The sequence below is a fragment of the Curtobacterium sp. SORGH_AS_0776 genome (assembly GCF_031453355.1).
In the GTDB taxonomy this organism is placed as follows: domain Bacteria; phylum Actinomycetota; class Actinomycetes; order Actinomycetales; family Microbacteriaceae; genus Curtobacterium.
Genome location: NZ_JAVIYU010000001.1, coordinates 318,615 through 342,865, shown reverse-complemented (window position 1 = coordinate 342,865; position 24,251 = coordinate 318,615). Strand labels below are relative to the sequence as shown.

The 24,251-nt window shown below is 70.4% G+C and carries 22 protein-coding genes and 2 pseudogenes; 10 read left to right on the top strand and 14 right to left on the bottom strand.

Annotated elements, in window-relative coordinates:
- Positions 1 to 104 precede the first annotated feature (104 nt).
- From pstB to QE359_RS01680, 8 genes and pseudogenes are all read right to left on the bottom strand, one after another.
- Positions 105 to 884, bottom strand: a complete 780-nt coding sequence (gene pstB, locus QE359_RS01715) for a phosphate ABC transporter ATP-binding protein PstB (protein WP_070417788.1) — start codon at positions 882 to 884, stop codon at positions 105 to 107.
- A 31-nt stretch (positions 885 to 915) separates the two neighbouring features.
- Positions 916 to 2,001, bottom strand: coding sequence for a phosphate ABC transporter permease PstA (pstA, locus tag QE359_RS01710; protein WP_070417789.1), 1,086 nt, complete (start codon positions 1,999 to 2,001; stop codon positions 916 to 918).
- A 13-nt stretch (positions 2,002 to 2,014) separates the two neighbouring features.
- Entirely contained in the window at positions 2,015 to 2,962 is a 948-nt protein-coding gene (gene pstC, locus QE359_RS01705; RefSeq protein ID WP_071302101.1) for a phosphate ABC transporter permease subunit PstC, read from the bottom strand.
- Positions 2,963 to 3,107: 145 nt separating this feature from the next.
- Positions 3,108 to 4,218, bottom strand: a pseudogene (locus QE359_RS01700) (phosphate ABC transporter substrate-binding protein PstS).
- 267 nt (positions 4,219 to 4,485) lie between these two features.
- Complete coding sequence (locus QE359_RS01695; RefSeq protein ID WP_229085269.1) at positions 4,486 to 5,433, bottom strand: NUDIX hydrolase; 948 nt, start codon at positions 5,431 to 5,433, stop codon at positions 4,486 to 4,488.
- Positions 5,430 to 7,596: pseudogene (locus QE359_RS01690) on the bottom strand (RNA degradosome polyphosphate kinase). The gene QE359_RS01695 and the pseudogene QE359_RS01690 overlap by 4 nt, the downstream one beginning before the upstream one ends.
- 90 nt (positions 7,597 to 7,686) lie before the next feature.
- Complete coding sequence (gene mshD, locus QE359_RS01685) at positions 7,687 to 8,505, bottom strand: mycothiol synthase (RefSeq protein ID WP_309777151.1); 819 nt, start codon at positions 8,503 to 8,505, stop codon at positions 7,687 to 7,689.
- A complete protein-coding gene (locus tag QE359_RS01680; protein ID WP_309777150.1) occupies positions 8,505 to 9,188 on the bottom strand; it encodes a response regulator transcription factor in 684 nt (227 codons plus the stop codon). Before QE359_RS01680 ends, mshD begins: the two co-directional genes overlap by 1 nt.
- 127 nt (positions 9,189 to 9,315) lie before the next feature.
- On the opposite strand from QE359_RS01680, the gene QE359_RS01675 reads away from it, so the two are divergent.
- The 3 genes from QE359_RS01675 to QE359_RS01665 all read left to right on the top strand — a co-directional run bounded on the left by QE359_RS01675 (position 9,316) and on the right by QE359_RS01665 (position 11,448).
- Positions 9,316 to 9,597 carry a hypothetical protein gene (locus tag QE359_RS01675; protein WP_083403399.1) on the top strand — a complete coding sequence of 94 codons (282 nt, stop codon included), beginning with the start codon at positions 9,316 to 9,318 and terminating at the stop codon, positions 9,595 to 9,597.
- A gap of 163 nt (positions 9,598 to 9,760) precedes the next feature.
- Positions 9,761 to 10,363: an FABP family protein gene (locus QE359_RS01670; RefSeq protein ID WP_071295875.1), complete on the top strand. Its 603-nt coding sequence runs from the start codon at positions 9,761 to 9,763 to the stop codon at positions 10,361 to 10,363.
- Positions 10,363 to 11,448: a folate-binding protein gene (locus tag QE359_RS01665; protein WP_309777149.1), complete on the top strand. Its 1,086-nt coding sequence runs from the start codon at positions 10,363 to 10,365 to the stop codon at positions 11,446 to 11,448. Before QE359_RS01670 ends, QE359_RS01665 begins: the two co-directional genes overlap by 1 nt.
- 128 nt (positions 11,449 to 11,576) lie before the next feature.
- Here the strand turns inward: QE359_RS01665 and QE359_RS01660 are convergent, their stop codons facing one another.
- Positions 11,577 to 12,350, bottom strand: coding sequence for a methylase (locus QE359_RS01660; RefSeq protein WP_070417797.1), 774 nt, complete (start codon positions 12,348 to 12,350; stop codon positions 11,577 to 11,579).
- 56 nt (positions 12,351 to 12,406) lie between these two features.
- Here QE359_RS01660 and QE359_RS01655 point away from each other — a divergent pair, with 56 nt between their 5' ends.
- Complete coding sequence (locus tag QE359_RS01655; RefSeq protein WP_070417798.1) at positions 12,407 to 13,153, top strand: phosphoglyceromutase; 747 nt, start codon at positions 12,407 to 12,409, stop codon at positions 13,151 to 13,153.
- A gap of 66 nt (positions 13,154 to 13,219) precedes the next feature.
- Here the strand turns inward: QE359_RS01655 and QE359_RS01650 are convergent, their stop codons facing one another.
- Positions 13,220 to 13,768, bottom strand: a complete 549-nt coding sequence (locus QE359_RS01650) for an AAA family ATPase (RefSeq protein ID WP_309777148.1) — start codon at positions 13,766 to 13,768, stop codon at positions 13,220 to 13,222.
- Positions 13,769 to 13,863: 95 nt separating this feature from the next.
- A complete protein-coding gene (phoU, locus tag QE359_RS01645) occupies positions 13,864 to 14,535 on the bottom strand; it encodes a phosphate signaling complex protein PhoU (RefSeq protein ID WP_309777147.1) in 672 nt (223 codons plus the stop codon).
- Between the two features lie 146 nt (positions 14,536 to 14,681).
- Here phoU and QE359_RS01640 point away from each other — a divergent pair, with 146 nt between their 5' ends.
- Both QE359_RS01640 and QE359_RS01635 read left to right on the top strand, forming a co-directional pair.
- Positions 14,682 to 15,848 carry a cell wall metabolism sensor histidine kinase WalK gene (locus tag QE359_RS01640; protein WP_229085273.1) on the top strand — a complete coding sequence of 389 codons (1,167 nt, stop codon included), beginning with the start codon at positions 14,682 to 14,684 and terminating at the stop codon, positions 15,846 to 15,848.
- Entirely contained in the window at positions 15,845 to 16,525 is a 681-nt protein-coding gene (locus QE359_RS01635; protein ID WP_022906624.1) for a response regulator transcription factor, read from the top strand. The genes QE359_RS01640 and QE359_RS01635 overlap by 4 nt, the downstream gene beginning before the upstream one ends.
- A gap of 79 nt (positions 16,526 to 16,604) precedes the next feature.
- Here QE359_RS01635 and QE359_RS01630 read toward each other — a convergent pair whose 3' ends face one another.
- Complete coding sequence (locus tag QE359_RS01630) at positions 16,605 to 17,210, bottom strand: hypothetical protein (RefSeq protein WP_071295879.1); 606 nt, start codon at positions 17,208 to 17,210, stop codon at positions 16,605 to 16,607.
- Between the two features lie 158 nt (positions 17,211 to 17,368).
- Here QE359_RS01630 and QE359_RS01625 point away from each other — a divergent pair, with 158 nt between their 5' ends.
- The 4 genes from QE359_RS01625 to rlmB are packed head-to-tail and all read left to right on the top strand — an operon-like array spanning position 17,369 to position 21,542.
- Positions 17,369 to 17,851, top strand: a complete 483-nt coding sequence (locus QE359_RS01625; protein WP_017888066.1) for a CarD family transcriptional regulator — start codon at positions 17,369 to 17,371, stop codon at positions 17,849 to 17,851.
- 49 nt (positions 17,852 to 17,900) lie between these two features.
- Positions 17,901 to 19,076 (top strand): 2-C-methyl-D-erythritol 4-phosphate cytidylyltransferase, encoded by a 1,176-nt coding sequence (gene ispD / locus QE359_RS01620; RefSeq protein ID WP_309777134.1) that lies wholly within the window; start codon positions 17,901 to 17,903, stop codon positions 19,074 to 19,076.
- Between the two features lie 17 nt (positions 19,077 to 19,093).
- Positions 19,094 to 20,503, top strand: coding sequence for a cysteine--tRNA ligase (gene cysS, locus QE359_RS01615; protein ID WP_309777132.1), 1,410 nt, complete (start codon positions 19,094 to 19,096; stop codon positions 20,501 to 20,503).
- A 28-nt stretch (positions 20,504 to 20,531) separates the two neighbouring features.
- Entirely contained in the window at positions 20,532 to 21,542 is a 1,011-nt protein-coding gene (gene rlmB, locus QE359_RS01610; RefSeq protein WP_070417805.1) for a 23S rRNA (guanosine(2251)-2'-O)-methyltransferase RlmB, read from the top strand.
- A 155-nt stretch (positions 21,543 to 21,697) separates the two neighbouring features.
- On the opposite strand, the gene QE359_RS01605 is transcribed toward rlmB, so the two are convergent.
- Positions 21,698 to 23,005 carry a DUF4032 domain-containing protein gene (locus QE359_RS01605; protein WP_092385133.1) on the bottom strand — a complete coding sequence of 436 codons (1,308 nt, stop codon included), beginning with the start codon at positions 23,003 to 23,005 and terminating at the stop codon, positions 21,698 to 21,700.
- Between the two features lie 82 nt (positions 23,006 to 23,087).
- Positions 23,088 to 24,188: an ABC transporter ATP-binding protein gene (locus QE359_RS01600; protein WP_070417806.1), complete on the bottom strand. Its 1,101-nt coding sequence runs from the start codon at positions 24,186 to 24,188 to the stop codon at positions 23,088 to 23,090.
- Positions 24,189 to 24,251 lie beyond the last annotated feature (63 nt).

The following is a 24,251-nucleotide window of genomic DNA, read 5'->3' as shown; positions in this document are numbered from 1 at the left end:
GTCGCAATCCTGCGCCCGCAACAGCCCGCGCGCACAACGAACGACAAGACCGACGTCGTACGACGTCGGTCTTGTCGTTCAGGGTCCGCACGGGCGGACGACGATCACCCGAAGCGGCCGGAGACGTAGTCCTCGGTGGCCTGCACGGACGGGTTCGAGAACATCGTCGCGGTGTCGTCGAACTCGATGAGCTTGCCGGGTGCGCCGGTGCCGGCGATGTTGAAGAACGCCGTCTTGTCGCTGACGCGCGAGGCCTGCTGCATGTTGTGGGTCACGATGACGATCGTGTACTCCTTCTTCAGCTCCTCGATGAGGTCCTCGATCGCGAGGGTCGAGATCGGGTCGAGCGCCGAGCACGGCTCGTCCATGAGGAGCACGTCCGGCTGCACCGCGATCGCCCGGGCGATGCAGAGGCGCTGCTGCTGGCCGCCGGACAGCCCCATGCCGGGCTTGTCGAGGCGGTCCTTGACCTCGTTCCAGAGGTTCGCGCCCTGCAGGGACCGCTCGACGACGTCGTCCGACTCGGAGCGGGAGAGGCGCTTGTTGTTGAGCTTCACGCCCGCGAGCACGTTGTCCTTGATGGACATCGTCGGGAACGGGTTCGGACGCTGGAACACCATGCCGACCTGGCGACGGACGAGCACCGGGTCGACGCCCGCGCCGTACAGGTCGTCGCCGTCGATCTTGACCGAGCCTTCGACGTAGGCGCCCGGGATGACCTCGTGCATGCGGTTCAGCGTGCGGAGGAAGGTGGACTTGCCGCAGCCGGACGGACCGATGAACGCGGTCACGGTGCGGGGCTCGATCGTCATGTCGACGCCCTCGACCGCCTTGAACTTCGAGTAGTAGACGTTGAGGCCGTCGACCTCGATGCGCTTGGACACTGTGTTCCTTCGGGGTGGGTGGATCCGCGCGTCAGCGCGAGAGCTTGGGGGCGAAGAGGCGGGTGATGAAGCGGGCGAGCAGGTTCAGCAGCATCACGATGAGGATGAGCAGGAGGGCTGCCGTCCAGGCCCGGTCGACGAACGGCACCGGGTTGGCGCCCTGCTGCGAGTACTGCGTGTACGCGAACACCGGCAGGGTCATCATCGGGTTCTTGAACAGGTCGTAGTTCATGCTCGCCGTGAACCCGGCGGTGACCAGCAGCGGGGCGGTCTCGCCGATGACACGGGCGATCGAGAGCATGACGCCGGTGGTGATGCCGGCGAGCGACGTGGGGAGCACGACCTTGAGGATCGTGAGGTACTTCGGGACGCCGAGGGCGTACGAGGCCTCGCGGAGCTCCATCGGCACGATCTTCAGGACCTCTTCGGTGGAGCGCACGACGATCGGGATCATCAGCACCGACAGCGCCACCGAGCCGACCAGGCCGAAGCGGGCGCCCGGGCCGAGGAACAGCGCGAAGAGCGAGTACGCGAAGAGGCCGGCGACGATCGAGGGGATGCCCGTCATGACGTCGACGAAGAACGTGATGCCCTTGGCGAGGGCGCCCGTGCCGTACTCGACGAGGTAGATCGACGTGAGCAGGCCGATCGGCACCGAGATCAGGGCCGCGAACAGCGTGATCTCGAGCGTGCCGATCAGGGCGTGCAGCGCGCCGCCGCCCTCGGAGATGACGCCGCGCATCGAGTACGAGAAGAACTCCACGTCGAAGCGGGCGAGGCCGTCCGCGAGCACCGTGTACAGCAGCGAGACGAGCGGCAGGACCGCGATCACGAACGCCGTGATGACGAGTGAGGTGATGAGCCGGTCGACGGCCTTGCGACCACCCTCGACGATGCGCGAGACGACCACGATGAGGACATCGAACAGGACCGTGCCGAGGAAGAGCGCCGCGACGACGTTGAAGTCCTTGACCGCGCCGCCGGCGTTGAGCAGGGCGAAGACGAGGATCAGCGCGACCCAGGAGCCGACGAGGAGCAGCCACGGCACGGACTTGTGCAGCTTGCCGTTGGCGTAGACGTTGCCGGCGACGCCGGACTGACGGATGGCGAGGGACATCGGGTCGTACCTCTCAGCTCACTCGCTTGCGGACGATGTACCGCGCGAGCATGTTGATGACCAGGGTGATGACGAAGAGGATCAGACCCGACGCGATGAGCGCGTTCAGGGCCGTGCCGGACGCCTCGGCGAACTGCAGGGCGATGTTCGCCGCGATCGTCGAGGGGTTCAGCGACGTGAGCATCTGGAAGGTGACGTTCGTCGACACCGACAGCACCAGCGCGATCGCCATCGTCTCGCCGAGCGCACGACCGAGGCCGAGCATGATCGCGGACACGATGCCGGACTTGGCGAACGGCAGGACCGACAGGCGGATCATCTCCCACCGGGTCGCGCCGAGGGCCAGGGCCGCTTCCTCGTTGAGGCGCGGTGCCTGCAGGAAGATCTCGCGCATGACCGCGGTCATGATCGGGATGGCCATGACGGCGAGGACGATCGACGCGGTGAGGATCGTGCGACCCGTGCCGGACACCTGCCCGGAGAAGAGCGGGATCCAGCCGAGGTAGGTGTTCAGGAAGACGTAGAACGGCTTCACGAACGGCGCCAGCACCACGATGCCCCAGAGGCCGTAGACGACCGACGGCACCGCGGCCAGCAGGTCGATCACGTAGCCGAGCACCGGGGCGAGCCGCCGCGGTGCGTAGTGCGAGATGAAGAGCGCGATCCCGAGGGCGAGCGGCACGGCGATCACGAGCGCGATGAGCGCGGACCAGACGGTGCCGAAAACGAGGGGGCCGACGTAGTCCCAGAAGTTCGTGGCGCTGTTCGGCAGCTCGCCGACCTTCGCGGAGAACGCCGGGATGCTCTGCCAGACCAGGAAGGCGGCGACGAGCACCAGCACGAAGAGGATGAGCCCGCCGGCGATGACCGACGCGGCGGAGAAGACGCGGTCGCCGATGCGGACGACGGGCTTCGGCTTGGGGGTGACGGGGGCCACTGGCTGGGCCGGTGCGGTCGTCATGGGACTCCTGTCGGAGGAACGCCGGGGGAGGCGACGGGTCGGGGGTGTCCGGTGGTGCGCGGTCCGCTCGGAGCGTGGAGCGGACCGGCGAGGGCCCGGACGCCGGTCAGGTGGGTGGGACCGGCGTCCGGGCGCTCAGGGTGTCTTACTTGATGGAGGCGACGGCCTTCGCGGCCTTCTCGGCGAGGTCGGTCGAGAGGGCGGCCGACTTGGCCTCCTTCGCGGCGGCGTCCTGCGCGTCCTTCGAGACGACGTAGTCGAGGTAGCCCTTCACGAGCTTGCCCTTGTCGGCGTCCTTGTACTCCTGGCAGGCGATCGCGTAGGAGACGAGCACCAGCGGCCAGGCGTTCTCGGCCGTGTCGGTGCGGTTGATGTCGATCGCGAGGTCGTTGTCCGCGCGGCCGGAGGACCGTCTCGGAGTCCGCGACGACCTTGGCAGCACCCTCGGCGGAGATCTCGGTGGCCTTGTCGCCGACCATGAGCTTCGCCTTGTCGAGGTCACCCGCGCCGGAGTCGTCGATGTAGGTGATGGCGTTCGAGGCGCTGGCCATGGCCGAGGCCACACCCGAGGTGCCCTTCGCGCTGTCGCCGACCTGGTACGGGAAGGTCTGGCTGGGGGCCTCGGTCCAGACGTCCTTGGCGTTCGCCGCGACGTACTCGGAGAAGTTCTGCGTGGTGCCCGAGTCGTCGGAGCGGTGCACGACCGTGATGTTCGCGTCCGGCAGGGTCGCGTCCTTGTTCAGGTCGGCGATCTGCGAGTCGTTCCACTTCGTGATCTTGCCCGAGAAGATGCCCGCGATGGTCTTCGCGTCGAGCGTGAGGTCCTTGACGCCGTCGACCTTGTAGGCGATGGCGATCGGGGAGATGTAGACCGGGATGTCGATGGCCTTCGAGTCCGCGGCGCACAGGGCGAACGAGCCCGCGAGCTCCTCGTCCTTCAGCGCGGCGTCGGAGCCGGCGAAGTCGGCGGCACCCGAGATGAAGTTCTTGCGGCCGGCGCCCGAACCGTCGGGCGAGTAGTTGACCGTCACGCCGGAGGCGACGTTCTGGAAACCAGCGGCCCAGGTGGCCTCGGCCGTCTGCTGGGCGGACGAACCCGAGCCGGTCAGCGTGCCCGAGAGCTTCGAGTAGTCGGTGCCGGAGCTCGAGCTGGACGAGGGCGTGTTGCCCGCGTCCTCGTTCGCCGCGCACGAGGAGAGCACGACCGCGCCGGCGATCGCGATTGCCGCGACCGTACCGATTCGCTTGATGTTCACAGGGGTCCCTTCGGGAATGTCAGTGCAGGTGGGACCGCTGCTGGTCCCGTGGGCCGGTGCTGACCCGGGAGCGACTGTAGGGACGCGAGGTGACGGGGATCACCCGCCCTGGTGAACGGGAGGTGAACGAGGGGTTGTCCTGGACGGGGCGCCGTGCGTCGGAGCGCGCGCGGGTGCAGGATCGGGAACGCCGCGCCGTGCGCGGGCGCATGCGTGCGCATGCACACCGCAGAGGCCTGGAGGCGCGGCTCGGCCCGGACGCTCGGCCTACGCCGAGACGGGGTTGCGGTGCGTCTCGACGGCGACGAGCCTGCCGTCGGCGATGTGCAGCACCGAGAAGTCGCCGACCGAGAGCATCGCGGCACGGCGGAGGTCGAACCGGCCGGACTCGTCGGCCGTCGCGGTCGCGATGCGGGCGATGATGTCCGGCAGCACGGGCCCGTGCGAGCACAGGACCGTCGTCTTCGCCTTGTCGAGACGCTTCTGCACGACGCCCTTGACGTCGGCGGCACCCCGGTCGTGGGCGTCCTGGCTGATGTCCGGCGTGCTCGAGACCCCGAGGTGCGTCCGGTCGGAGAGCGGTTCGACCGTCGCGAGGCAGCGGGCCGCGGTGCTGCTGACGATCTTCTTCGGACCGAAGGCGGCCACCGGCGACGCGACCGACTTCGCCTGCGACCGGCCGACGGGCAGGAGCGGACGGGTGGCGTCCGGTCCGTTCCACTCCGAGCCGGGGACCGTCTTGGCGTGCCGGAGGGCGATGAGGGCGAAGGTGCGGTGTTCCCCGGCGGCGACGCGGTCGGCGAACCGGTCGAGGATCGCGACGTCGCGCTCGTACGTCAGTCGGTGCCGGGCGTCGTCGAGCGTGACCCACTCGACCGAGGCGACCTCGTCGTTCGGGCGGAACTTGCCGGCGCGCTCGTACTCCTTCGCGGGGACGCGGGCGGACCAGTAGTGCACCACCTTGTCGCGGCCGCTCGGCAGGACGTACTCGGCCGTGCCCAGGGGAGCGCCGAGGTGCACGCGGTAGCCGGTTTCCTCGTCGATCTCGCGCACGGCGGTCGTCGGGACGCTCTCGCCCGGGTCGACCTTGCCCTTCGGGAACGAGACGTCCTTGTGGTGGTCGCGGTGGATGAGCAGCACGAGCGGGACGCCGTCCTGTTCACGCCAGACGACGGCACCCGCAGCGACGACCGGCCCTGAGGAGCCGCCGCTCACCGAGTGGAGCGCTTCCGCGCCGAGATCTTCCGCATGAGGACATTCTGCACGTCATCGAGCGGTCGGCCGTCCTCGTCCGTCGAGTGGCGCGTCCACTCGCCGTCCGACTCGAGGTGCCACGAGCTCGTCGTGTCCGCCATGGCGAGGTCGAACATCTCGTGGATCTCGTTCACGTGGCCGGGGTCGGACAGCCGCACGAGCGCTTCGACGCGGCGGTCGAGGTTGCGGTGCATCATGTCCGCCGAGCCGATGAACACGGCCGGGTCGCCGTCGTTGTGGAACGCGAACGCCCGCGAGTGCTCGAGGTACCGGCCGACGACGCTGCGCACCCGGATGGTGTCGCTGACGCCTTCCATGCCGGGCTTGAGCGAGCAGATGCCGCGGACCCAGACGTCGATCGGCACACCGGCCTGGCTCGCCAGGTACAGCGCATCGATGATCTGCTCGTCCACCATCGAGTTGACCTTGATGCGGATCCCCGAGGGCTTGCCGGCTCGAGCGTTGTCCGCCTCGGTCGTGATGCGCTTGAGCAGGCCCTTCCGCAGGTGCAGCGGCGCGACGAGCAGGCGCTTGAACTTCTTCTCGATCGCGTAGCCCGACAGCTCGTTGAACAGGCGCGTGAGGTCCTTGCCCACGGTGTCGTCCGACGTGAAGAGCCCCATGTCCTCGTAGATGCGCGAGGTCTTCGGGTTGTAGTTGCCCGTCCCGATGTGGCTGTAGTGCTTGAGCGTGCCGCCCTCCTGCCGGATGACGAGCACGAGCTTCGAGTGCGTCTTCAGCCCGACCAGGCCGTAGACCACGTGCACGCCGGCCTTCTCGAGCTTGCGGGCCCACGTGATGTTGTTCTGCTCGTCGAAGCGCGCCTTGATCTCGACGAGTGCGAGCACCTGCTTGCCCGCGGCCGCGGCGTCGATGAGCGCCTCGACGATGGGGCTGTCGCCCGAGGTGCGGTAGAGCGTCTGCTTGATCGCGAGCACGTTCGGGTCGGCCGCGGCCTGCTCGAGGAACGCCTGCACACTCGTCGCGAAGGACTCGTACGGGTGGTGCACGAGGACGTCCTTGGCCGCGATCGCGCGGAAGAGGTCCGGCTTCGTGTTCGGTTCGCCCGGCTGGAACTGCACCGGGGTCGTCGGCACGTGCTTCGGGTAGTGCAGGTCCGGGCGGGCGATCTTGGCGATCTCGAACAGGCCGCCGAGGTCGAGCGGCGACGGCAGGCGGAACACCTCCTGCTCGGTGATGTCGAGTTCGCGCACGAGCAGGTCGAGCGTCACCGGGTCCATGTCCTCGGTGATCTCGAGACGGATGGGCGGCCCGAACCGACGACGGAGCAGCTCGCGCTCGAGGGCCTGGATGAGGTTCTCGGCCTCGTCCTCCTCGATCTCGACGTCTTCGTTGCGGGTGACCCGGAACACGTGGTGCTCGAGGACCTCCATCCCCCGGGAAGAGGTCGTCGAGGTGGTTCGCGATGAGGTCTTCGAGGGGGATGAAGCGGAGCAGCCCGGAGTCGTCGTCCGGCAGCTTGATGAACCGCGAGAAGTTCTGCGGGACCTTGAGGCGCGCGAACTCCTGCCGCTGCGACTTCGGGTTGCGCACGCGCACCGCGAGGTTGAGCGACAACCCGGAGATGTACGGGAAGGGGTGCGCCGGGTCGACCGCGAGCGGCATGAGCACCGGGAAGATCTGCTCGTTGAAGTACTCGCGCATCCGGAGCCGGTCGGCCTCGTCGAGGTCGGACCAGTGCTCGATGTGGATGCCAGCCGCGTCGAGGTCCGGCTTGAGCGACCCGATGAACGCCTGCGCGTGGCGGTCCTGCAGCTCGTGCGCCTTCGTCGCGATGTCGCGCAGCACGTCGCTCGGTGCGCGACCGACGTTGGTCGGCACGGCGATGCCGGTGTCGATGCGGCGCTTCAGGCCGGCGACCCGGACCATGAAGAACTCGTCGAGGTTGGACGCGAAGATCGCCAGGAAGTTCGCCCGTTCGAGGAGCGGCTGCGTGCGGTCCTCGCCGAGTTCGAGCACGCGCTGGTTGAACCGGAGCCAGCTGAGTTCACGGTCGAAGTAGCGGTCGGTGGGCAGCGACTCGTGCTCGATCTCGACGACCTCGTCGAAGTCGTCGAGGTCCGGTGCGACGGAGTCGCCGTCGAGCTGCGGTTCGGTGTCCATGCCCACATCCTGCCACCCGCCCCCTGCGCCAGGAGGGCCGCACGTGGACGCTGTGGAAACGGGCGGTGAACGACGCCGTGTGGAGGAGCGTCAGCCGGCCGCGTACTGGACGTCGATCGAGTACTGCTCGAACCCGGATCGGCGGTAGAGGGCCAGCGCCGGGGCGTTGTCGCCCTCGACGTAGAGCGCCGCGGCGGAGAGGCCCCGGCCGGTCAGGCGTGCCGTCCCCGCGCGCATCAGGACGCCGCCGAGTCCCCGGCCCTGCAGGTCGGGTCGGACGGCCACGGCGTAGAACTCGCCGGTGTCGCCCTCGACCTTGAGCCAGCACGACCCGGCGAGCTGCCCGGAGTCGTCGCGGAGCAGGAGCAGGTCGTCGCCGGAGAACCAGTCGTCGGCCTCGCGGGCGCGCAGGTCGTCGAGCGTCATCCGGCCCTGTTCCGGGTGGTGCGCGAACGCGGCGGCGTTGAGCGTCAACCAGTCGGCCTCGTCGGCGGGGTCGCCCGTCCGGAACGACGACAGGGACCAGCCGGTGGGCACCGCGGGGTCGGGGGCGACGGACGCGATCGCGGCGCGGAGCTGCAGGAGTGTGCGGACCGCCGTCCAGCCGAAGCGGGCCGCGAGTGCTCGGGCAGCGGGGTGGTCCCCGTGCGCCCACGCGAGCCGAGGGGCCGACCCGTCCACGGGAGCGGCCCCGCCGCCCGGGGTGAGCGCCTGCCGGGCGAGGGCGGTGCCGAGACCGTGGCCCCGCGCCTCCTGGGCGACCACGAGTTCCAGCTCGCCGTCACGGACCACGGCGACCCCGCGCTCGTCGCCGAGCACGGTCGCGCGACCGGCGCGCACGTCGACCAGGGTCTGGTCGGAGAACGGCGGCGCTTCGCCCGGGACGACGAAGCGCGACAGGTCGACCACTACTGGCTCGCGAGCCGGTCGGCCTCGTCGTCGTAGACGTTGAAGCGGTACCCGACGTTGCGGACCGTGCCGATGAGGGACTCGAGGTCGCCGAGCTTCGCGCGGAGGCGCCGCACGTGCACGTCGACCGTCCGGGTGCCGCCGAAGTAGTCGTAGCCCCACACCTCGCTGAGGAGCTGCTCGCGGGTGAAGACCCGCGAGGGGTGCGTGGCGAAGAAGCGGAGGAGCTCGAACTCCTTGAAGGTGAGGTCGAGCGGCCGACCGCGGACCTTCGCCGAGTAGCTGGCCTCGTCGATGACGACACCGGACGCCTGGATCTTCGACCCGGTCTGGTTCTTCGACGCGCGACCGGCCGTGAGACGGATGCGGGCGTCGACCTCGGCCGGGCCGGCGGTCTCGAGCACGACGTCGTCGACGTTCCACTCGCTGTTGACCGCGGTCAGACCACCCTCGGTGACGACCAGGATGATCGGCGTCGTCGAGCCGCTCGTCGCGAGGATCTTGCACAGGGCCTTGGCGCTCGCCAGGTCCGTCCGGGCGTCCACGAACATGAGGTCGCTCTGCGGGGCGTTGACCAGCTGTGCGGCCTCGGCGGGGACGTGGCGGATCCGGTGGCTCAGCAGTCCGAGGCTCGGCAGGACGTCGCCGGGCGCGGCTGAGGTGAGTACCAGGAGCTGGGCCACAGGACCTCCAGGGCGTGGGGGAGTCGTGCACACATCCTAGTGATGCTCGGGAAGCATCCCTCCCGGCCGGACGGTCGGGGACGCGTTCCGGGCACCTTCGGCACGCGGCCCTGTCATGATGGGGCGCGTGACCGAGCCTGTTCAGCCCACCGACCAGCGCCGCCTCCGGCTGACGTCCGTGCTGCCGGTCTGGCTGCTCGCGGTCGTCGGCGCCGTGCTCGTCCTCACCCTCACCGACAAGGACTCGTTCGCGTGGCTGCTGCTCGTGTTCGTGCTCTGCGTGCTGGTCAGCTTCGTGCTGCAGCTCATCACCGCGACGAAGGACGGGCTGGTCGAGCGGATCAGCATCGCGTCGTCCGGGGCGTTCGTCGTCGTGCTCGTCACCGCGGTGGTCCTGCTGGTGCGCTGACGCGCCGCCGTCCGCCTGGCGCCGTCAGGCGTGACGCGTAGACTCCAGCCATGGATTCGCTGCTTGCGCTCGAGCTCTTCTACGTGGGCCTGCTCGGCCTCGCGTCGCTCGCGATCGCGTTCGTCTCGGTGACCGTCGTCGTGAAGCTGTTCAAGGGTCAGCGTTGATCGAACTGCCGGAGGGCCTCGCGCCGGAACTCGTCCCGCTGTCGTGGCTCGTCGGCGTCTGGGAGGGCACCGGTGTGGTCGAGTACCCCGTCGGTGACGAGGACGAACCCCGGAAGTACGAGTTCGGCCAGCGCGTGAGCTTCAGCCACGACGGTCTGCCCTACCTCAACTACTCCTCCACGACGTGGCTGCTCGACGACGAGCACACCCCGCTCGCGGCCGAGATGGGCTACTGGCGGATCGACCGTCCGTCCGAGCCCGGTGACCGCGGCCCGGCGATGCTCCTCGGCGAGGGGCCGACGCCGTTCGGCACCGTCGAGAGCGTCGAGGCGCTGCGGAACACCACGGACGGTTTCGACGTCGAAGCGGCGATCATCCACCCGACCGGCGTCAACGAGCTCTACGTCGGGCGGGTCCGCAAGGGCCGCATCGACCTCGCGACCGACGCCGTGATGCGCTCGCCGAACGCCAAGGACTACTCCGCGGCCACCCGGCTCTACGGCCTGGTCGAGGGCAAGCTCTTCTGGGCGTGGGACATCGCCGCACTCGGCAAGGAGCTGACCTCGCACGCCTCGGGGCAGCTCGCGAAGGTCGACTGATGTCCGCCTTCGCCGGCCGCGCCGGCTTCGTGGCGACGGAATCCGGCCCCGCCGCGCACTTCGGCAACCCGCTCGGCGAGCAGCGTCTGCTCGCCCGCGGCCGTGCCGTCGTCGAACTCGGCCTCGGTGTCGTCACCGTCACCGGCCCGGACCGTCTGTCGTGGCTCAACTCGATCACCTCGCAGCTGCTCACCGGGCTCGCCGCCGGCGTGAGCACCGAGACGCTCGTGCTCGACCAGTCCGGTCGGGTCGAGCACGCGGCGCGCGTCGTCGACGACGGGTCGGTGGCGTGGCTGCTGACCGAGCCCGCCGACGCGGCACCGCTCGCTGCGTGGCTCGACTCGATGCGGTTCATGCTGCGCGTCGAGGTCGCCGACCGTTCGGCGGACTTCGCCACGATCGGCTGGTTCGGCGAGTCCGCGCCGTTCGCGTCGACCGACCTGCCCGAGACCCCGGTCGCCGAGTGGGTCGACCCGTGGGCGTCCGTCACGCCCGGCGGGTGGGGCTACGCCGACCAGGAGGCGCACCCCGCCTCCGACTGGACCCTCCGCATCGCCGTGGTCACCCCCGGCACCGCGGGCGCGATCGCCGCGTCGGACGAACCCGTCGCGGGACTCCTCGCGTACGAGGCCCTGCGCATCGCCGCCTGGCGACCCTCGCTGTCCGACGTCGACGAGCGCACGATCCCGCACGAGCTCGACTGGCTCCGGTCCGCCGTGCACCTGTCGAAGGGCTGCTACCGGGGGCAGGAGACCGTCGCGAAGGTCCACAACCTCGGACACCCGCCGCGCCGGGTCGTCATGCTGCACCTCGACGGATCGGACGGCGTGCTGCCGGCTCCGGGGACGCCGGTCGTCTCCGGCGAGAAGGAGGTCGGACGCCTGACGGCGTCGGGCATCCACCACGAGCTCGGGCCGATCGGGCTCGCGGTCGTGAAGCGTTCCCTCGACCCCGCCGCCACGCTGACGCTCAGCGCCGACGACGTGGTCGTGTCGGCCACGCAAGAGGTCATCGTGCCGCCGGGGGCCGGCGCCACCGCCGACGTCCCGCGCCTGCCCCGCCTCGGCGCCGTCCGCCGCTCGTAGCCGGCGCCGGCCCCCCGGCGCCCGGCGCCCGGCCCCGAGTCTCCGCTCCGCGGACACGTTCGCGCCATCAGGGCCACGAAACTGTCCGCCCGGCCGAGTCTCGGGGTCCCGCGGCGCGCGCCGGCTGGTCAGGCCGGGGCCACCGCGGCCCACGGGACGCTGAGCTCGCCGAGCCGCCACCGCGTCACCCCGTGCAGCACCGGCCACCCCCGGTCCCGCATGCCCCGGACCGTCGCGATCCACCGCTGCCGGGGGCCGTACGTGCCGAGCGGCGCCGCGACCGCCCACGCCAGGTCGAGGTCGCCGAGGAACGCGTGCACCCGCTCGCCGGGAACGTTCCGGTGGATGAGGGCCTTCGGCAGCCGTTCGGCCACGACCGAGGGGACGTCGAGCCCCGCCAGCCGGAGCGACACCGTGAAGGTGCGTGGTGCGACGTCGTCGAGCGTCACCCACGAGGCCACCCGCCCGACCTCGTTGCAGGTCCCCTCGACGAGCGCGCCGCCCGGTTGCAGGCGGTCCTGCATGATCCGCCAGGACTCCACAACCGCGGACTCGTCGTACTGCCGCAGCACGTTGAAGGCGCGGATCACGGCGGGCCGGCGGTTCCCCGGTGTCGGTGTCTCGAACCCGCCGAGCCGGAACGTCACCCCGTCCCGCGTGCCGGCGTTCGCGAGGGCCACCCGGGCCGGCTCGATCTCGATGCCGGTGACCTCGACGTCGGGGCGGACGGCGGCCAGGCGGTCCCGGAGTTCGAGCGTCGTCGTCGGCGAGGCCCCGTACCCGACGTCGGCGACGAGCGGGTCGGCGCTCCGACGGAGGGCCGGCAGCGTGGCGATCCACCGGTCGACGCGGCGGAGCCGGTTGTACCCGGTCGTCCCGCGCGTCACGTTCCCGATGGGCATGCCGACCAGGGTACGGGTCCGGGGACCGGCTGCACGGCGCTCGGTAGACTCGGGGCATGACCTCCACGCTCGTCCTGCTCCGTCACGGCAACAGTGACTGGAACCAGAAGAACCTGTTCACCGGTTGGGTCGACGTCCGGCTCAGCGAGCTGGGCGAGAAGGAGGCGAAGCGCGCCGGCGACCTCATCGCCGAGTCCGGCATCGTCCCCGACGTCCTCTACACGTCGCTCCTCACCCGCGCGATCCAGACGGCCGACATCGCGCTGCTCCAGGCCGACCTGGCGTGGCTGCCGGTGAAGCGCGACTGGCGCCTCAACGAGCGCCACTACGGCGACCTGCAGGGCAAGGACAAGGCCCAGACGCTCGAGCAGTACGGCGAGCAGCAGTTCATGGAGTGGCGCCGGTCGTTCGACGTGCCGCCGCCCCCCATCGCCGACGACGCCGAGTGGTCGCAGTTCGGGGACCGCCGCTACGCCGACCTCGGCGACCAGCTGCCCCGCACCGAGTCGCTCAAGCTCGTGATCGACCGCCTGCTGCCCTACTGGGAGTCCGACATCACGAAGGACCTCGGCGCGGGCAAGACCGTCCTCGTCACGGCGCACGGCAACTCGCTCCGGGCGCTCGTGAAGCACCTCGACGGCATCTCCGACGAGGACATCGCCGGCCTGAACATCCCGACCGGCATCCCGCTGGTGTACGAGCTCGACGACGACTTCCGTCCGACGAAGCCGGCGTACTACCTCGACCCCGAGGCCGCCGCTGCCGGAGCCGCCGCCGTGGCCGCGCAGGGCGCAAAGAAGTAGCAGCGCTGCACACACGAACGCCCCGCCCGGACTGACCGGGCGGGGCGTTCTGCGCGTTCTGTGCGTTCACACGAAGTGGGAGGCGATCTCCTGCACCAGGGCGCCGACGTCGTACGGCTTCGTCGTGTCGACGCGGACCACCGGGACGCCCGGCAGGCCGACCGGCTGGGCGGCGTCGCCGTGCTCGTCCCAGAACGCGAGCACGTCGGCCAGGTCCCCGTGCACCTCGTGGCGCACCGGCACGGTGCCCGGGTCGTACCGGTCGCGCAGCCGGTCCTCGGCGGTGGCCCGGTCCGTGTCGCACCACACCTCGACAGCGCGCGGCGACCCGGCGGAGGCGAGCCGCGCCTCCAGGAGTCCGCGGTCCCGCGACGGCAGCCAGACGGCGTCGAGGACGACCCCGTTCTCGACGGCCTGCGCCATCGACCACATCGTCTCCATCGCGATGGCGCCGAGCGGACGCGACGCGATCATCGGGCCGACGAGGTCGGCGAGGGGCTCCTTGATCCGGTCCTTCGACAGGAACGGGCAGCCGAGCACCTCGGCGAGGGCGGCACCGATGGTGCTCTTGCCGGAACCGGGCATGCCGTTGACGATGATCGCGACCTGGGCCATGCGTCGATCCTGTCAGAACCCAGCGAGCCGAGCGGAACGCAGCGAGCCGGGCGGACCGTGTGGTCCGTCCGGCTCGGTGACGCCACAGCGTCGGGTCAGGCGGGCGACACCGTCACCGAGGACGCGCCGGCCCAGTCACCCGTCGCCAGGTACTCGACCTTCTTGGCGATCGAGACCGCGTGGTCCGCGAAGCGCTCGTGGTACCGCGATGCCAGGGTCGCGTCGACGGTGTCGATCGGCGCACCCTTCCAGGTCTCGCCGAGCACGAAGTCGAACACGCTCGCGTGCAGCTCGTCGATGGCGTCGTCCTCGTCGCGGATCTCGCCGGCGAGGGCGATGTCCTCGGTGGCGAGCAGCCGCGTGAGCTTCTGCGCCATCGCGACGTCGAGCTGGCCCATCTTCTTGAAGGTGCCGCGGAGGCCCTTCGGCACGACCTTCTCGGGGAAGCGCTGCCGGGTGAGCTGGGCGATGTGCTCTGCCATGTCGCCCATGCGCTCGAGCGACGAGCTGACGCGCAGGGCGGTGACCACGACGCGGAGGTCGCGGGCGACCGGGGCCTGGCGCGCGAGGATGTCGATCGCGATCTCGTCGAGGCTGTTCGCCGCCTCGTCGATCTTGGCGTCGTCGGCGATCACCTCCTCGGCGAGGGACACGTCGGACTCGCTGAACGACTGCGTGGCTCGGGTGATGGCGGACTCGACGAGCCCGGCGATCTCGGTCAGTCGCTCCTGGACGTCCTGAAGTTCCTGCTGGAAGACTTCGCGCATGGGGGAGTACCTCTCTCTGCGTACCGGTCGAGTGTCGTCACGTCAGGTGAACGAACGGTGACGTGCGGTTGAACGCTTCGCGATCCGGCCTTCCGCAGACGGTGAACGGTACCGGAACCCCGCATGACCATCCCTACACTGACGGCATGGACAACGCGTGGCTCGTGCCACTGTCGATGCTCCTCGGCGGGGTGTTCGGAGCAGGCGTCGTGGTGCTGATCATCACCGCCGAGCGCACGGCTCGTGCTGCCGACGTGGCGGAACGCACCCTGCCCGACGGCGTCGCCGCGGTCATCGCCACGATGCACAACCCGGCCGTGGTGGTCGACCCCTCGAACACGGTCGTCGCTGCCTCGCCGCAGGCACTGACGGTCGGGCTGGTGGTGCGGCGGAAGCTCGTGCACCGCGAGCTCGTCGACCTCGTCGACCGCGTGCGCAAGAGCGGGGAGATGGGCGCCGAGGACCTCGAGCTGCCCCGTGGTCGGGGCAGCGACCAGATCGGCTACCTGAGCTTCCGCGCCGCGCAGCTCGGCAACCGGTACGTGCTCGTCACGGCCGACGACCTGACCGAGACCCGGCGCATCGACGAGGTCCGGCGGGACTTCGTCGCGAACATCTCGCACGAGCTGAAGACCCCGATCGGCGCGATCGGCCTGCTCTCCGAGACCCTCGTCGCCGCCGCGGACGAACCCCAGCACGTGCGGAAGTTCGCCGCGCAGCTCGTCACCGAGTCGGAGCGGCTGGCCGCCCTGACGAAGGACATCATCGAACTCTCGCGGCTGCAGTCCGTCGACACGCTGGAGAACAGCGAGGAGACGTCGATCGACCGCATCGTGCAGGCCGCCGTCGACGCGAACGAGATCGTCGCCCGCGCCCGGGACATCGAACTCGTGCGGGCGAAGAAGTCGAAGCTGCGGGTGATGGGCGACCCCGCCCTGCTGCAGATCGCGGTGTCGAACCTCATCGCCAACGCGGTCAAGTACTCCCCGGACCACACCCGCGTCGGCGTGGGCGTCCGGTCCGCGAAGGGCTTCGTCGAGATCGCGGTGACCGACCAGGGCGTCGGCATCCCCGAGGCCGACCTCGACCGGGTGTTCGAGCGGTTCTACCGCGTCGACCCCGCCCGGTCCCGTGCCACGGGCGGCACCGGCCTCGGCCTCGCCATCGTGAAGCACGTCGTCGGCAACCACGGCGGGGACGTGCGCGTCTGGTCGCAGCCCGGCAAGGGCTCGACCTTCACCATCCGCCTGCCCGAGGCGGACCCGGAACTGACCACAGCACTCGAAGAGCAACTGGAAGAGCAGCCATCGTGACCAAGATCCTCATCGTCGACGACGAGCCGGCCCTGAGCGAGCCCCTGGAGTTCCTGCTGCAGCGCGAGGGGTACGACACCTCCGTCGCTGCGGACGGCGTTACCGCGCTGTCGAAGTTCGACGCGGAGAACCCCGACCTGGTGCTGCTCGACCTGATGCTGCCGGGACTCTCCGGCACCGAGGTCTGCCGACAGATCCGGACCCGCTCGAACATCCCGATCATCATGCTCACCGCGAAGGACTCCGAGGTGGACATCGTCGTCGGGCTGGAGCTCGGCGCGGACGACTACGTGACGAAGCCGTACTCGACCCGCGAGCTCCTCGCCCGCATCCGTGCGGTCCTGCGTCGCCGGACCGAGGACGACCCCGCGGACAGCGGGATCCTGCAGGTCGGTGGCATCCGGATGGACGTCGAGCGGCACACCGTGGCGGTGGACGGCTCGGAGACGCCGATGCCGCTCAAGGAGTTCGAGCTCCTCGAGCTGCTGCTCCGCAACGCCGGGCGCGTGCTCACCCGGGGGCAGCTCATCGACCGGGTGTGGGGCTCCGACTACTTCGGCGACACGAAGACCCTGGACGTGCACATCAAGCGCATCCGCTCGAAGATCGAGCGCGTGCCGAGCGCGCCGGAGATCCTGGTGACCGTCCGCGGGCTCGGCTACCGCATCGAGGGCTGACGCGAGGTCGGCTGACGCACAGGAGGCGCGGTGCCGGTCCCTGGGACCGGCACCGCGCCTCCTGTGCGTGCGTCTGCTGCTAGTTGCCGGCGTCCTGCGTCGCGTCGTCCGTCGGCGTGGCCGCGGGCGTCTCGACCGGGAGGGTGATCTCGCTGGTGGGCTCCGGCGAGGAGGTCGGCGCGAGCGTCGCGTACTCCTCCTGCTGGCTGGTCAGCACCGGGACGCTCGCCGAGACGCCCTCGGCGCCCGAGTACGAGAAGTAGACCTTGACCAGCGAGCCGGGCTTGGTGTCGGCGTCGTCGAAGACGACCTCGCGCGAGTCGCCGGCGGCCGTGCCCTGCGTGGTGCCGTCGCCCTCTTCCGTCGAGGCGGTGGCCTGCTCGGAGGGCTCCGCGGCCCCGCCGAGGTCGATGTGCGTGTTCGCCGGGACCGTGACGGTCTGGGTGTCCCCGCCGACCTCGATCGAGAGGGTGATGTCGTCCCGCTCGGCGTTGTTCACGATCGTGCCCACGAACCGGGCGCCGTCGGCGTCGTCCGCGATGAGGAGCGCGTTGCGGATGTCCACCTTGCCGGTCGACACGTTCACGCCGTCGGTGATCTGCTTGATCTCCGTCGTCTGTGCGGGCGACATGAACTCGCAGCCGGTGGCGCCGAGCGCGATGGTTGCCGCAACGGCGACGGACACGAGTACCCGAGCTCGCAAGAGATTCCTCCGGAAGATCACGATTGTGGACCGGACGGTCCGGCACCATCCTACCGATCAGCGGGGGTGCCAGTTGTTAGGCGCCCCTTACCCGAACAACGCTTGTGGTAAACTGGGTGTCTCGGAACGGAGCCTGATACATGCAATTCGAGGTCGGCGAGACCGTCGTCTACCCCCATCACGGGGCGGCAACCATCTCTGAAGTCAAGACGCGCGTCATCAAGGGTGAGGAAAAGGTCTACCTGAAGCTGCGGGTCACCCAGGGTGACCTCACGATCGAGGTCCCGGCGGACAACGTCGACCTGGTCGGAGTCCGTGACGTGATCGGCAAGGAAGGCCTCGACAAGGTGTTCGAGGTCCTGCGTGCCCCCTTCACCGAAGAGCCCACGAACTGGTCGCGTCGCTACAAGGCGAACCTCGAGAAGCTCGCTTCCGGTGACGTCATCAAGGTGTCCGAGGTCGTCCGCGACCTCTGGCGCCGCGACCAGGACCGCGGCCTGTCCGCGGGGGAGAAGCGGATGCTCGCCAAGGCGCGGCAGATCCTGATCTCCGAGCTGGCGCTGGCCGAGAAGACCGACGAGGACAAGGCATCGACCGTCCTCGACGAGGTCCTCGCCTCCTGAGCGCACCGAACCACTGAACACGTCCTCGACCGTTCTGTTCCCCCACGGGGTGGACAGGGCGGTCGTCGTCGTTGCGGCCGGTTCCGGCACGCGGCTCGGCATCGGGACGGCCAAGGCGTTCGTCCCCGTGGCCGGCACGCTGATGCTCGCGCGGGCGCTCGAGCCGCTGTTCGCCCTGCCGTCGCCGACGCTCGTCGTGGTGGTCGCGCCGGCGGCGCTCCTCGACGACTGCCGACAGGTGGTCGCGTCCGTCGCCGGGGCTGCGGTCGCCTACACGGCCGTCGTCCCCGGAGGCGCGGATCGCCATGCCTCGGTCGAGGCCGGCCTGGCCGTGCTGCCGGACTCCGTCACCGCGGTGCTGGTGCACGACGCGGCGCGCTGTCTGACGCCGCCAGCCCAGTTCGAGCGGGTGTTCGACGCCGTCGCCGGTTCGCTGCACGACGGGGCGGGTGCCGGGTTCGTCCCCGCACTGCCCGTCACGGACACGATCAAGCGCGTCGACGGGGACGCCGTCGTCGAGACCGTCGACCGCGCGGCACTCGTCGGGGTGCAGACGCCGCAGGGCTTCCCGCTCGCCGCGCTCCGGCAGGCGTACGCCGTGTCGCAGCAGGCCGAGACCGACGACGCCGGGGTGTTCCAGGCGGCGGGCGGTACCGTGCGGTTCGTCCCCGGCGACGCCGACGCCTTCAAGATCACCACCCCGTGGGACCTCGGTCGTGCCGAGTCGATCGTGCGTGCCCGCGCCGCCACCCCCGAGGACACCCGGGTCGGCCTCGGGGTGGACGTGCACGCGTTCGACGCGGCGTCCCCGTGCCGGGTCGGGCTGCTCGACTTCCCCGGTGAAGCGGGGCTCTCCGGCCACAGCGACGGCGACGCGGTCGCGCACGCGGTCTGCGACGCCCTGCTCTCGGCGGGCGGGCTCGGCGACATCGGCGGGACGTTCGGCACGTCGGACCCCGCATACGCCGGGGCGGCGGGTGACGTCTTCGTCCGGGGTGCGGTCGCGATGCTGGCCGCCGCCGGTCTGGTGCCCGTGTCCGTCACCGTGCAGGTCATCGGGAACCGCCCGCGCATCGGCGCACGTCGGACCGAGATGCAGGACGCCCTCGGCGCCGTCGTCGGGGCCCCGGTCGCGGTCTCCGGCACGACGACGGACGGTCTCGGGTTCACCGGCCGCGGCGAGGGGCTCGCCGCGATCGCGACAGCCGTCGTCCGACCGGTCTGACGTCCTAGGCTGGACGCGTGACCGTTCGCCTCTACGACTCCCGCGCCGCTGCCGTCGTCGACCTCGTCCCGCTGGTCGACGGACAGGTGAGCATGTACGTGTGCGGTCCGACCGTGCAGTCGTCGCCGCACATCGGGCACCTCCGCTCCGCTCTCGTCTACGACATCTGGCGCCGCTGGCTCACCCACCGCGGCCTCCGGGTCACGCTCGTGCGGAACGTCACGGACATCGACGACAAGGTGCTCGACCTCGCGCACGGCACCGACGAGGCCTGGTTCGCCCGGGCGTACCGCGTCGAGCTCGAGTTCACGGCCGCGTACAACGCCCTCGGCATCCTGCCCCCGACGTACGAGCCCCGGGCCACCGCGAGCGTGCCGCAGATGCACGACATCATCACCAAGCTCATCGACCGCGGGCACGCCTACGCGGCGGCGGACGGCTCCGGCGACGTCTACTTCGACACCGGCAGCTGGGCGTCCTACGGGGCGCTCACCCGGCAGCGGCGCGAGGACATGGTCGAGGCCACCGACGCCGACCCCCGCGGAAAGCGCGACCCCCGCGACTTCGCGCTCTGGAAGGGCGCCAAGGCCGGGGAGCCGTCGACGGCGAACTGGGACTCGCCCTGGGGCCCCGGCCGCCCGGGCTGGCACATCGAGTGCTCGGCGATGTCCCGGCGCTACCTCGGCCCGGCGTTCGACATCCACGGCGGCGGGCTCGACCTGCGCTTCCCGCACCACGAGAACGAACTCGCGCAGTCCACGGCGGCCGGGGATCCGTTCGCCTCCTACTGGCTGCACAACGGCCTCGTCTCCGTCGACGGGCAGAAGATGTCGAAGTCGCTCGGCAACTCGATCTTCGCCGCGGACTTCCTCGGGTCCGCGCGTCCCGTGGTCGTCCGGTACTTCCTCGGCGCCGCGCACTACCGCTCGTCGATCGACCACCACGACGGCTCCCTGGCCGAGGCCGAGGCGGCGCTCGACCGGATCGAGGGCTTCCTGACCCGGGCCGCACCGCGGCTCGAGGGCGTCCGGCTGGCCGACGCCCCGGGGGTGCCCGAGGCCTTCGCCGCGGCGATGGACGACGACCTCTCGGTGCCCCAGGCCCTCGCCGTGCTGCACGAGACCGTCCGCTCCGGGAACGCCGCCCTCGACGCGGACGATGCGGAAGCGCTCGGAACCGCGTACCATCAGGTGGCTGCGATGGTGGAAGTGCTCGGCATCGATCCGCGAGCCGCCCACTGGTCGGGTGCTGGCCACGACGCATCGGCCGCACCGCTCGCAGCACTCGTCGAACGCCTCGTGCAGGAACGCGCCGACGCCAGGGCCGCACGCGACTTCGCCACGGCCGACCGCGTGCGCGACGACCTCGCATCCGCGGGCATCACGATCGAGGACACCGCAGCAGGTACACGCTGGAGCATCGCCTGACAACGGCAGTGCCGGACAGGAGAGAGCAATGAAGAACGTCTCGGGCAGCAAGAAGGGACGGCCGGGCGCCGTCCGGACCGGTCGCAAGGGCAACAAGCAGGTCGGCTCCGGCGGTCAGGGCGCACAGGCGCTCGAGGGCCGCAAGCCCACGCCGAAGGCCGAGGACCGTCCGTACCACCCCGCCGGCAAGCGCAAGGCGGCGAAGGAGCGCTTCGAGGCCGCTCGCGGGCGTCATGGTGCATCGAGCTCGCCGCAGCAGCGCACCGGTCGTCCGCCGCAGCGGAAGACCGACGACTCCGAGCTGGTCACCGGCCGCAACTCGGTGCTCGAGGCCCTGCGCACGAAGACCCCCTCGACGACGCTGTACATCGCCTCCCGCATCGAGGTTGACGACCGCGTCAAGGAGATCCTCGCGCTCGCCAACCACCGCGGCGTCCCGATCATGGAGATCATGCGTCCGGAGCTCGACCGCATCACGGGGCACGACAGCGTGCACCAGGGTGTCGCGCTCAAGGTCCCGGCGTACGAGTACGCCGTGGCCGAGGACGTCGTCGAGCGGGCGTTCGCCAAGGACGAGGTCCCGCTGCTCGTCGCCCTCGACGGCATCACCGACCCGCGCAACCTCGGTGCGATCATCCGGTCCACCGCGGCCTTCGGCGGCCACGGTGTCGTCGTCCCGCAGCGCCGTTCGGTCGGTGTGACCGCGTCCGCGTGGAAGACCTCGGCCGGTGCGGCCGCCCGGACCCCCGTCGCGATGGCCCCGAACCTCACGCAGACCCTCAAGTCGCTCAAGTCGATGGGCCTGTTCGTCCTCGGCCTCGACGGTGACGGCGACGTGGAGCTCGACGGCCTCGAGCTCGCCGACCGACCGATCGTGATCGTCGTCGGTTCCGAGGGCAAGGGCCTCTCACGCCTCGTCACCGAGACCTGCGACGCGATCGTCTCGATCCCGATCTCGAGCGCGACGGAGTCCCTCAACGCGGGCATCGCCGCGAGCGTCACCCTGTGGGAGGTCGCCCGGCGCCGTCGCGCCGAGTAGTCGCGCACTTCGTGAGCAGGAATGGTCGCCTCCCGGTTCGGGAGGCGACCATTCCTGCTCACCATGCGAGGCGCGCGGGCGCGCGGGCGCGTGGGCGCGCGCCGGGGCGCGGGCGTGCCCGGGGCGCGGGCGTGCCCGGGGCGACCCCGCGCCCGTCAGACCCCGGCGCGCCAGTCCTCGACGTCGTCGGGCGACGCCGGCACCGCGTCGTCGACGACCGGGATCGGCAGCGTCATCGACGACGTCGGCGGGTTGATCAGCAGCCGCTCGTCGCGACGGTGCCGGAGCACGTCGTTGATGTACGCGGTCGTCGCCTCGGGGAGCGACACCGACCGCTCCTCTTCCTGCGACATGAACCAGCGGTGCTCGAGCAGCTCGTGGAAGACCTCGGCCGGCTCGAGCCGCCCGCGCAGGTCCCGCGGGATCGAGCGGATCACCGGCTCGAACACCCGCGACACCCACTCGTGCGCCACCATCTCCTCGTCGAGCAGGTCGCGGCCGTTGCGCGCCCGGTACGAGTCGAGGTCGTTGAGGAGCCGCCGCGCCTGGTTCTCGCCGGCGTCGATCCCGGTGAGGCGCAGGAGTCGTCGCTGGTGGTGTCCGGCGTCGACGACCTTCGGCTGGATGCGCACCTGCGACCCGCCCTCGGTCGTGTGGATCGAGAGCTCCTCGATGTCGAACCCGAGCGCGTTGAGCCGTTCGACGCGGTCGTTGATGCGCCAGCGTTCCTTGACGTCGAACTGCTCGGTGCCGGTGAGTTCCTTCCAGAGCGTCCGGTACTGCGCGACGATCCGGTTCGAGACGTCCACGGCGTCGGCGTTCTCGTCGAGTCGACCGCCGGCCTCGAGGTCGAGGAGCTCGCCGGCGATGTTCACGCGCGCGACCTCGAGGTCGTTCTCCCGCTGACCGTTCGACAGGCCGCCGGGGTAGAGCTTGCCGGTCTCCGCGTCCACCAGGTACGCCGCGAAGGCACCGGCGTCACGTCGGAACAGCGTGTTCGAGAGCGAGACGTCGCCCCAGTAGAAGCCGATGACGTGCAGCCGCACGAGCAGGAGCGCGAGGGCGTCGACCAGACGGGTGGCCGTCTCGGGCCGCAGTGTCTGCGAGTACAGGGCACGGTACGGCAGCGAGAAGCGCAGGTGCCGGGTGACGAGCACCGGGTGCAGGGCCTCGCCGTCGGCGCTGACCCGGTTCGTGATCACCGCGACGGGGTCGACGCACGGCACGTCCATGCGCTGCAGGGTGCGGAGCATCTCGTACTCCGAGCGGGCGACCTCTTCGCCGGTCTCCTTCACGGCGACGACGTACCCGCCGAGCTGCACGAAGCGCACGAGGTGCCGCGAGATGCCCTTCGGGAGCGCGACGATCGTCTCGTCCGGCCAGTCCGCCAGGGGGAGGTCCCACGGCAGGTCGAGGAGTCCGGGGTCGACGGTGGCGGCGGTGATGGACATCGAGTCGGGCACGGTTGGTTCCTCTGGTACGTGTGCGACGGACGGGAGGCGCGGTGCCAGCTGGCACCGCGCCTCCTGTGGGGACCTTCCAGCGTTACGCGCTGACGACGGCCTTGTCGTCGAGCCGCTCGCCCGACTCGGTGTCGAAGGCGTGCACGTGGCCCTGCTTCGGCGTGACGACGATCGTGTCACCGATCGACGGGTGCGAACGCCCGTCGACGCGGGCGACGATGTCGACGCGCGAACCCTTGACGTCGGCGTGACCGTACAGGTAGCCGTCGGCGCCGAGCTCCTCGACCACGTCGACCGTGACCGGCAGGCCCTCGCCCGACTGCGCCACGATGACGTCCTCGGGGCGGATGCCGACCGTGATGTTCCCGGAACGCGCGTTGGAGAGCGTGTCGCGGTCGATGGGGTGGTTGAGCGAACCGAACTTGATGCCGCCCTCGACCACGTCGGCCGGGAGGAGGTTCATCGCCGGCGAGCCGATGAAGCCCGCGACGAAGACGTTGTTCGGCTTCTCGTAGAGGTCGCGCGGCGAGCCGACCTGCTGCAGGATGCCGTCCTTGAGCACCGCGATGCGGTCACCCATGGTGAGCGCCTCGGTCTGGTCGTGCGTGACGTAGACCGTGGTGACGCCGAGACGACGCTGCAGCGAGGCGATCTGGGTGCGGGTCTGGACGCGGAGCTTGGCGTCGAGGTTCGACAGCGGCTCGTCCATGAGGAACACCTGCGGCTGACGGACGATCGCGCGGCCCATCGCGACGCGCTGACGCTGACCACCGGAGAGCGCCTTCGGCTTGCGGCCGAGGTACTGCTCGAGGTCGAGGAGCTTCGCGGCTTCCTGCACGCGGGTGGCGCGCTCGTCCTTGCCGACGCCGGCGATCTTGAGCGCGAAGCCCATGTTCTCGGCAACGGTCATGTGCGGGTACAGCGCGTAGTTCTGGAACACCATCGCGATGTCGCGGTCCTTCGGCGGGACGTCCGTGACATCGCGGTCGCCGATGCGGATCGAGCCGGAGTTGACCTCTTCGAGGCCGGCCAGCATGCGCAGGGACGTGGACTTGCCACAGCCCGAGGGGCCGACGAGGACGAGGAACTCGCCGTCGGCGACGTCCAGGTCGAGGGAGTCGACCGCGGGACGGTTGCCTCCGGGGTAGAGACGGGTTGCCTTGTCATAGGTGACGGACGCCATGAGCGTTCGGTCCTTCCTTCACCGGCAGGTACGTGCCGGACGATCCGAGTGAAGCGGTTGCCC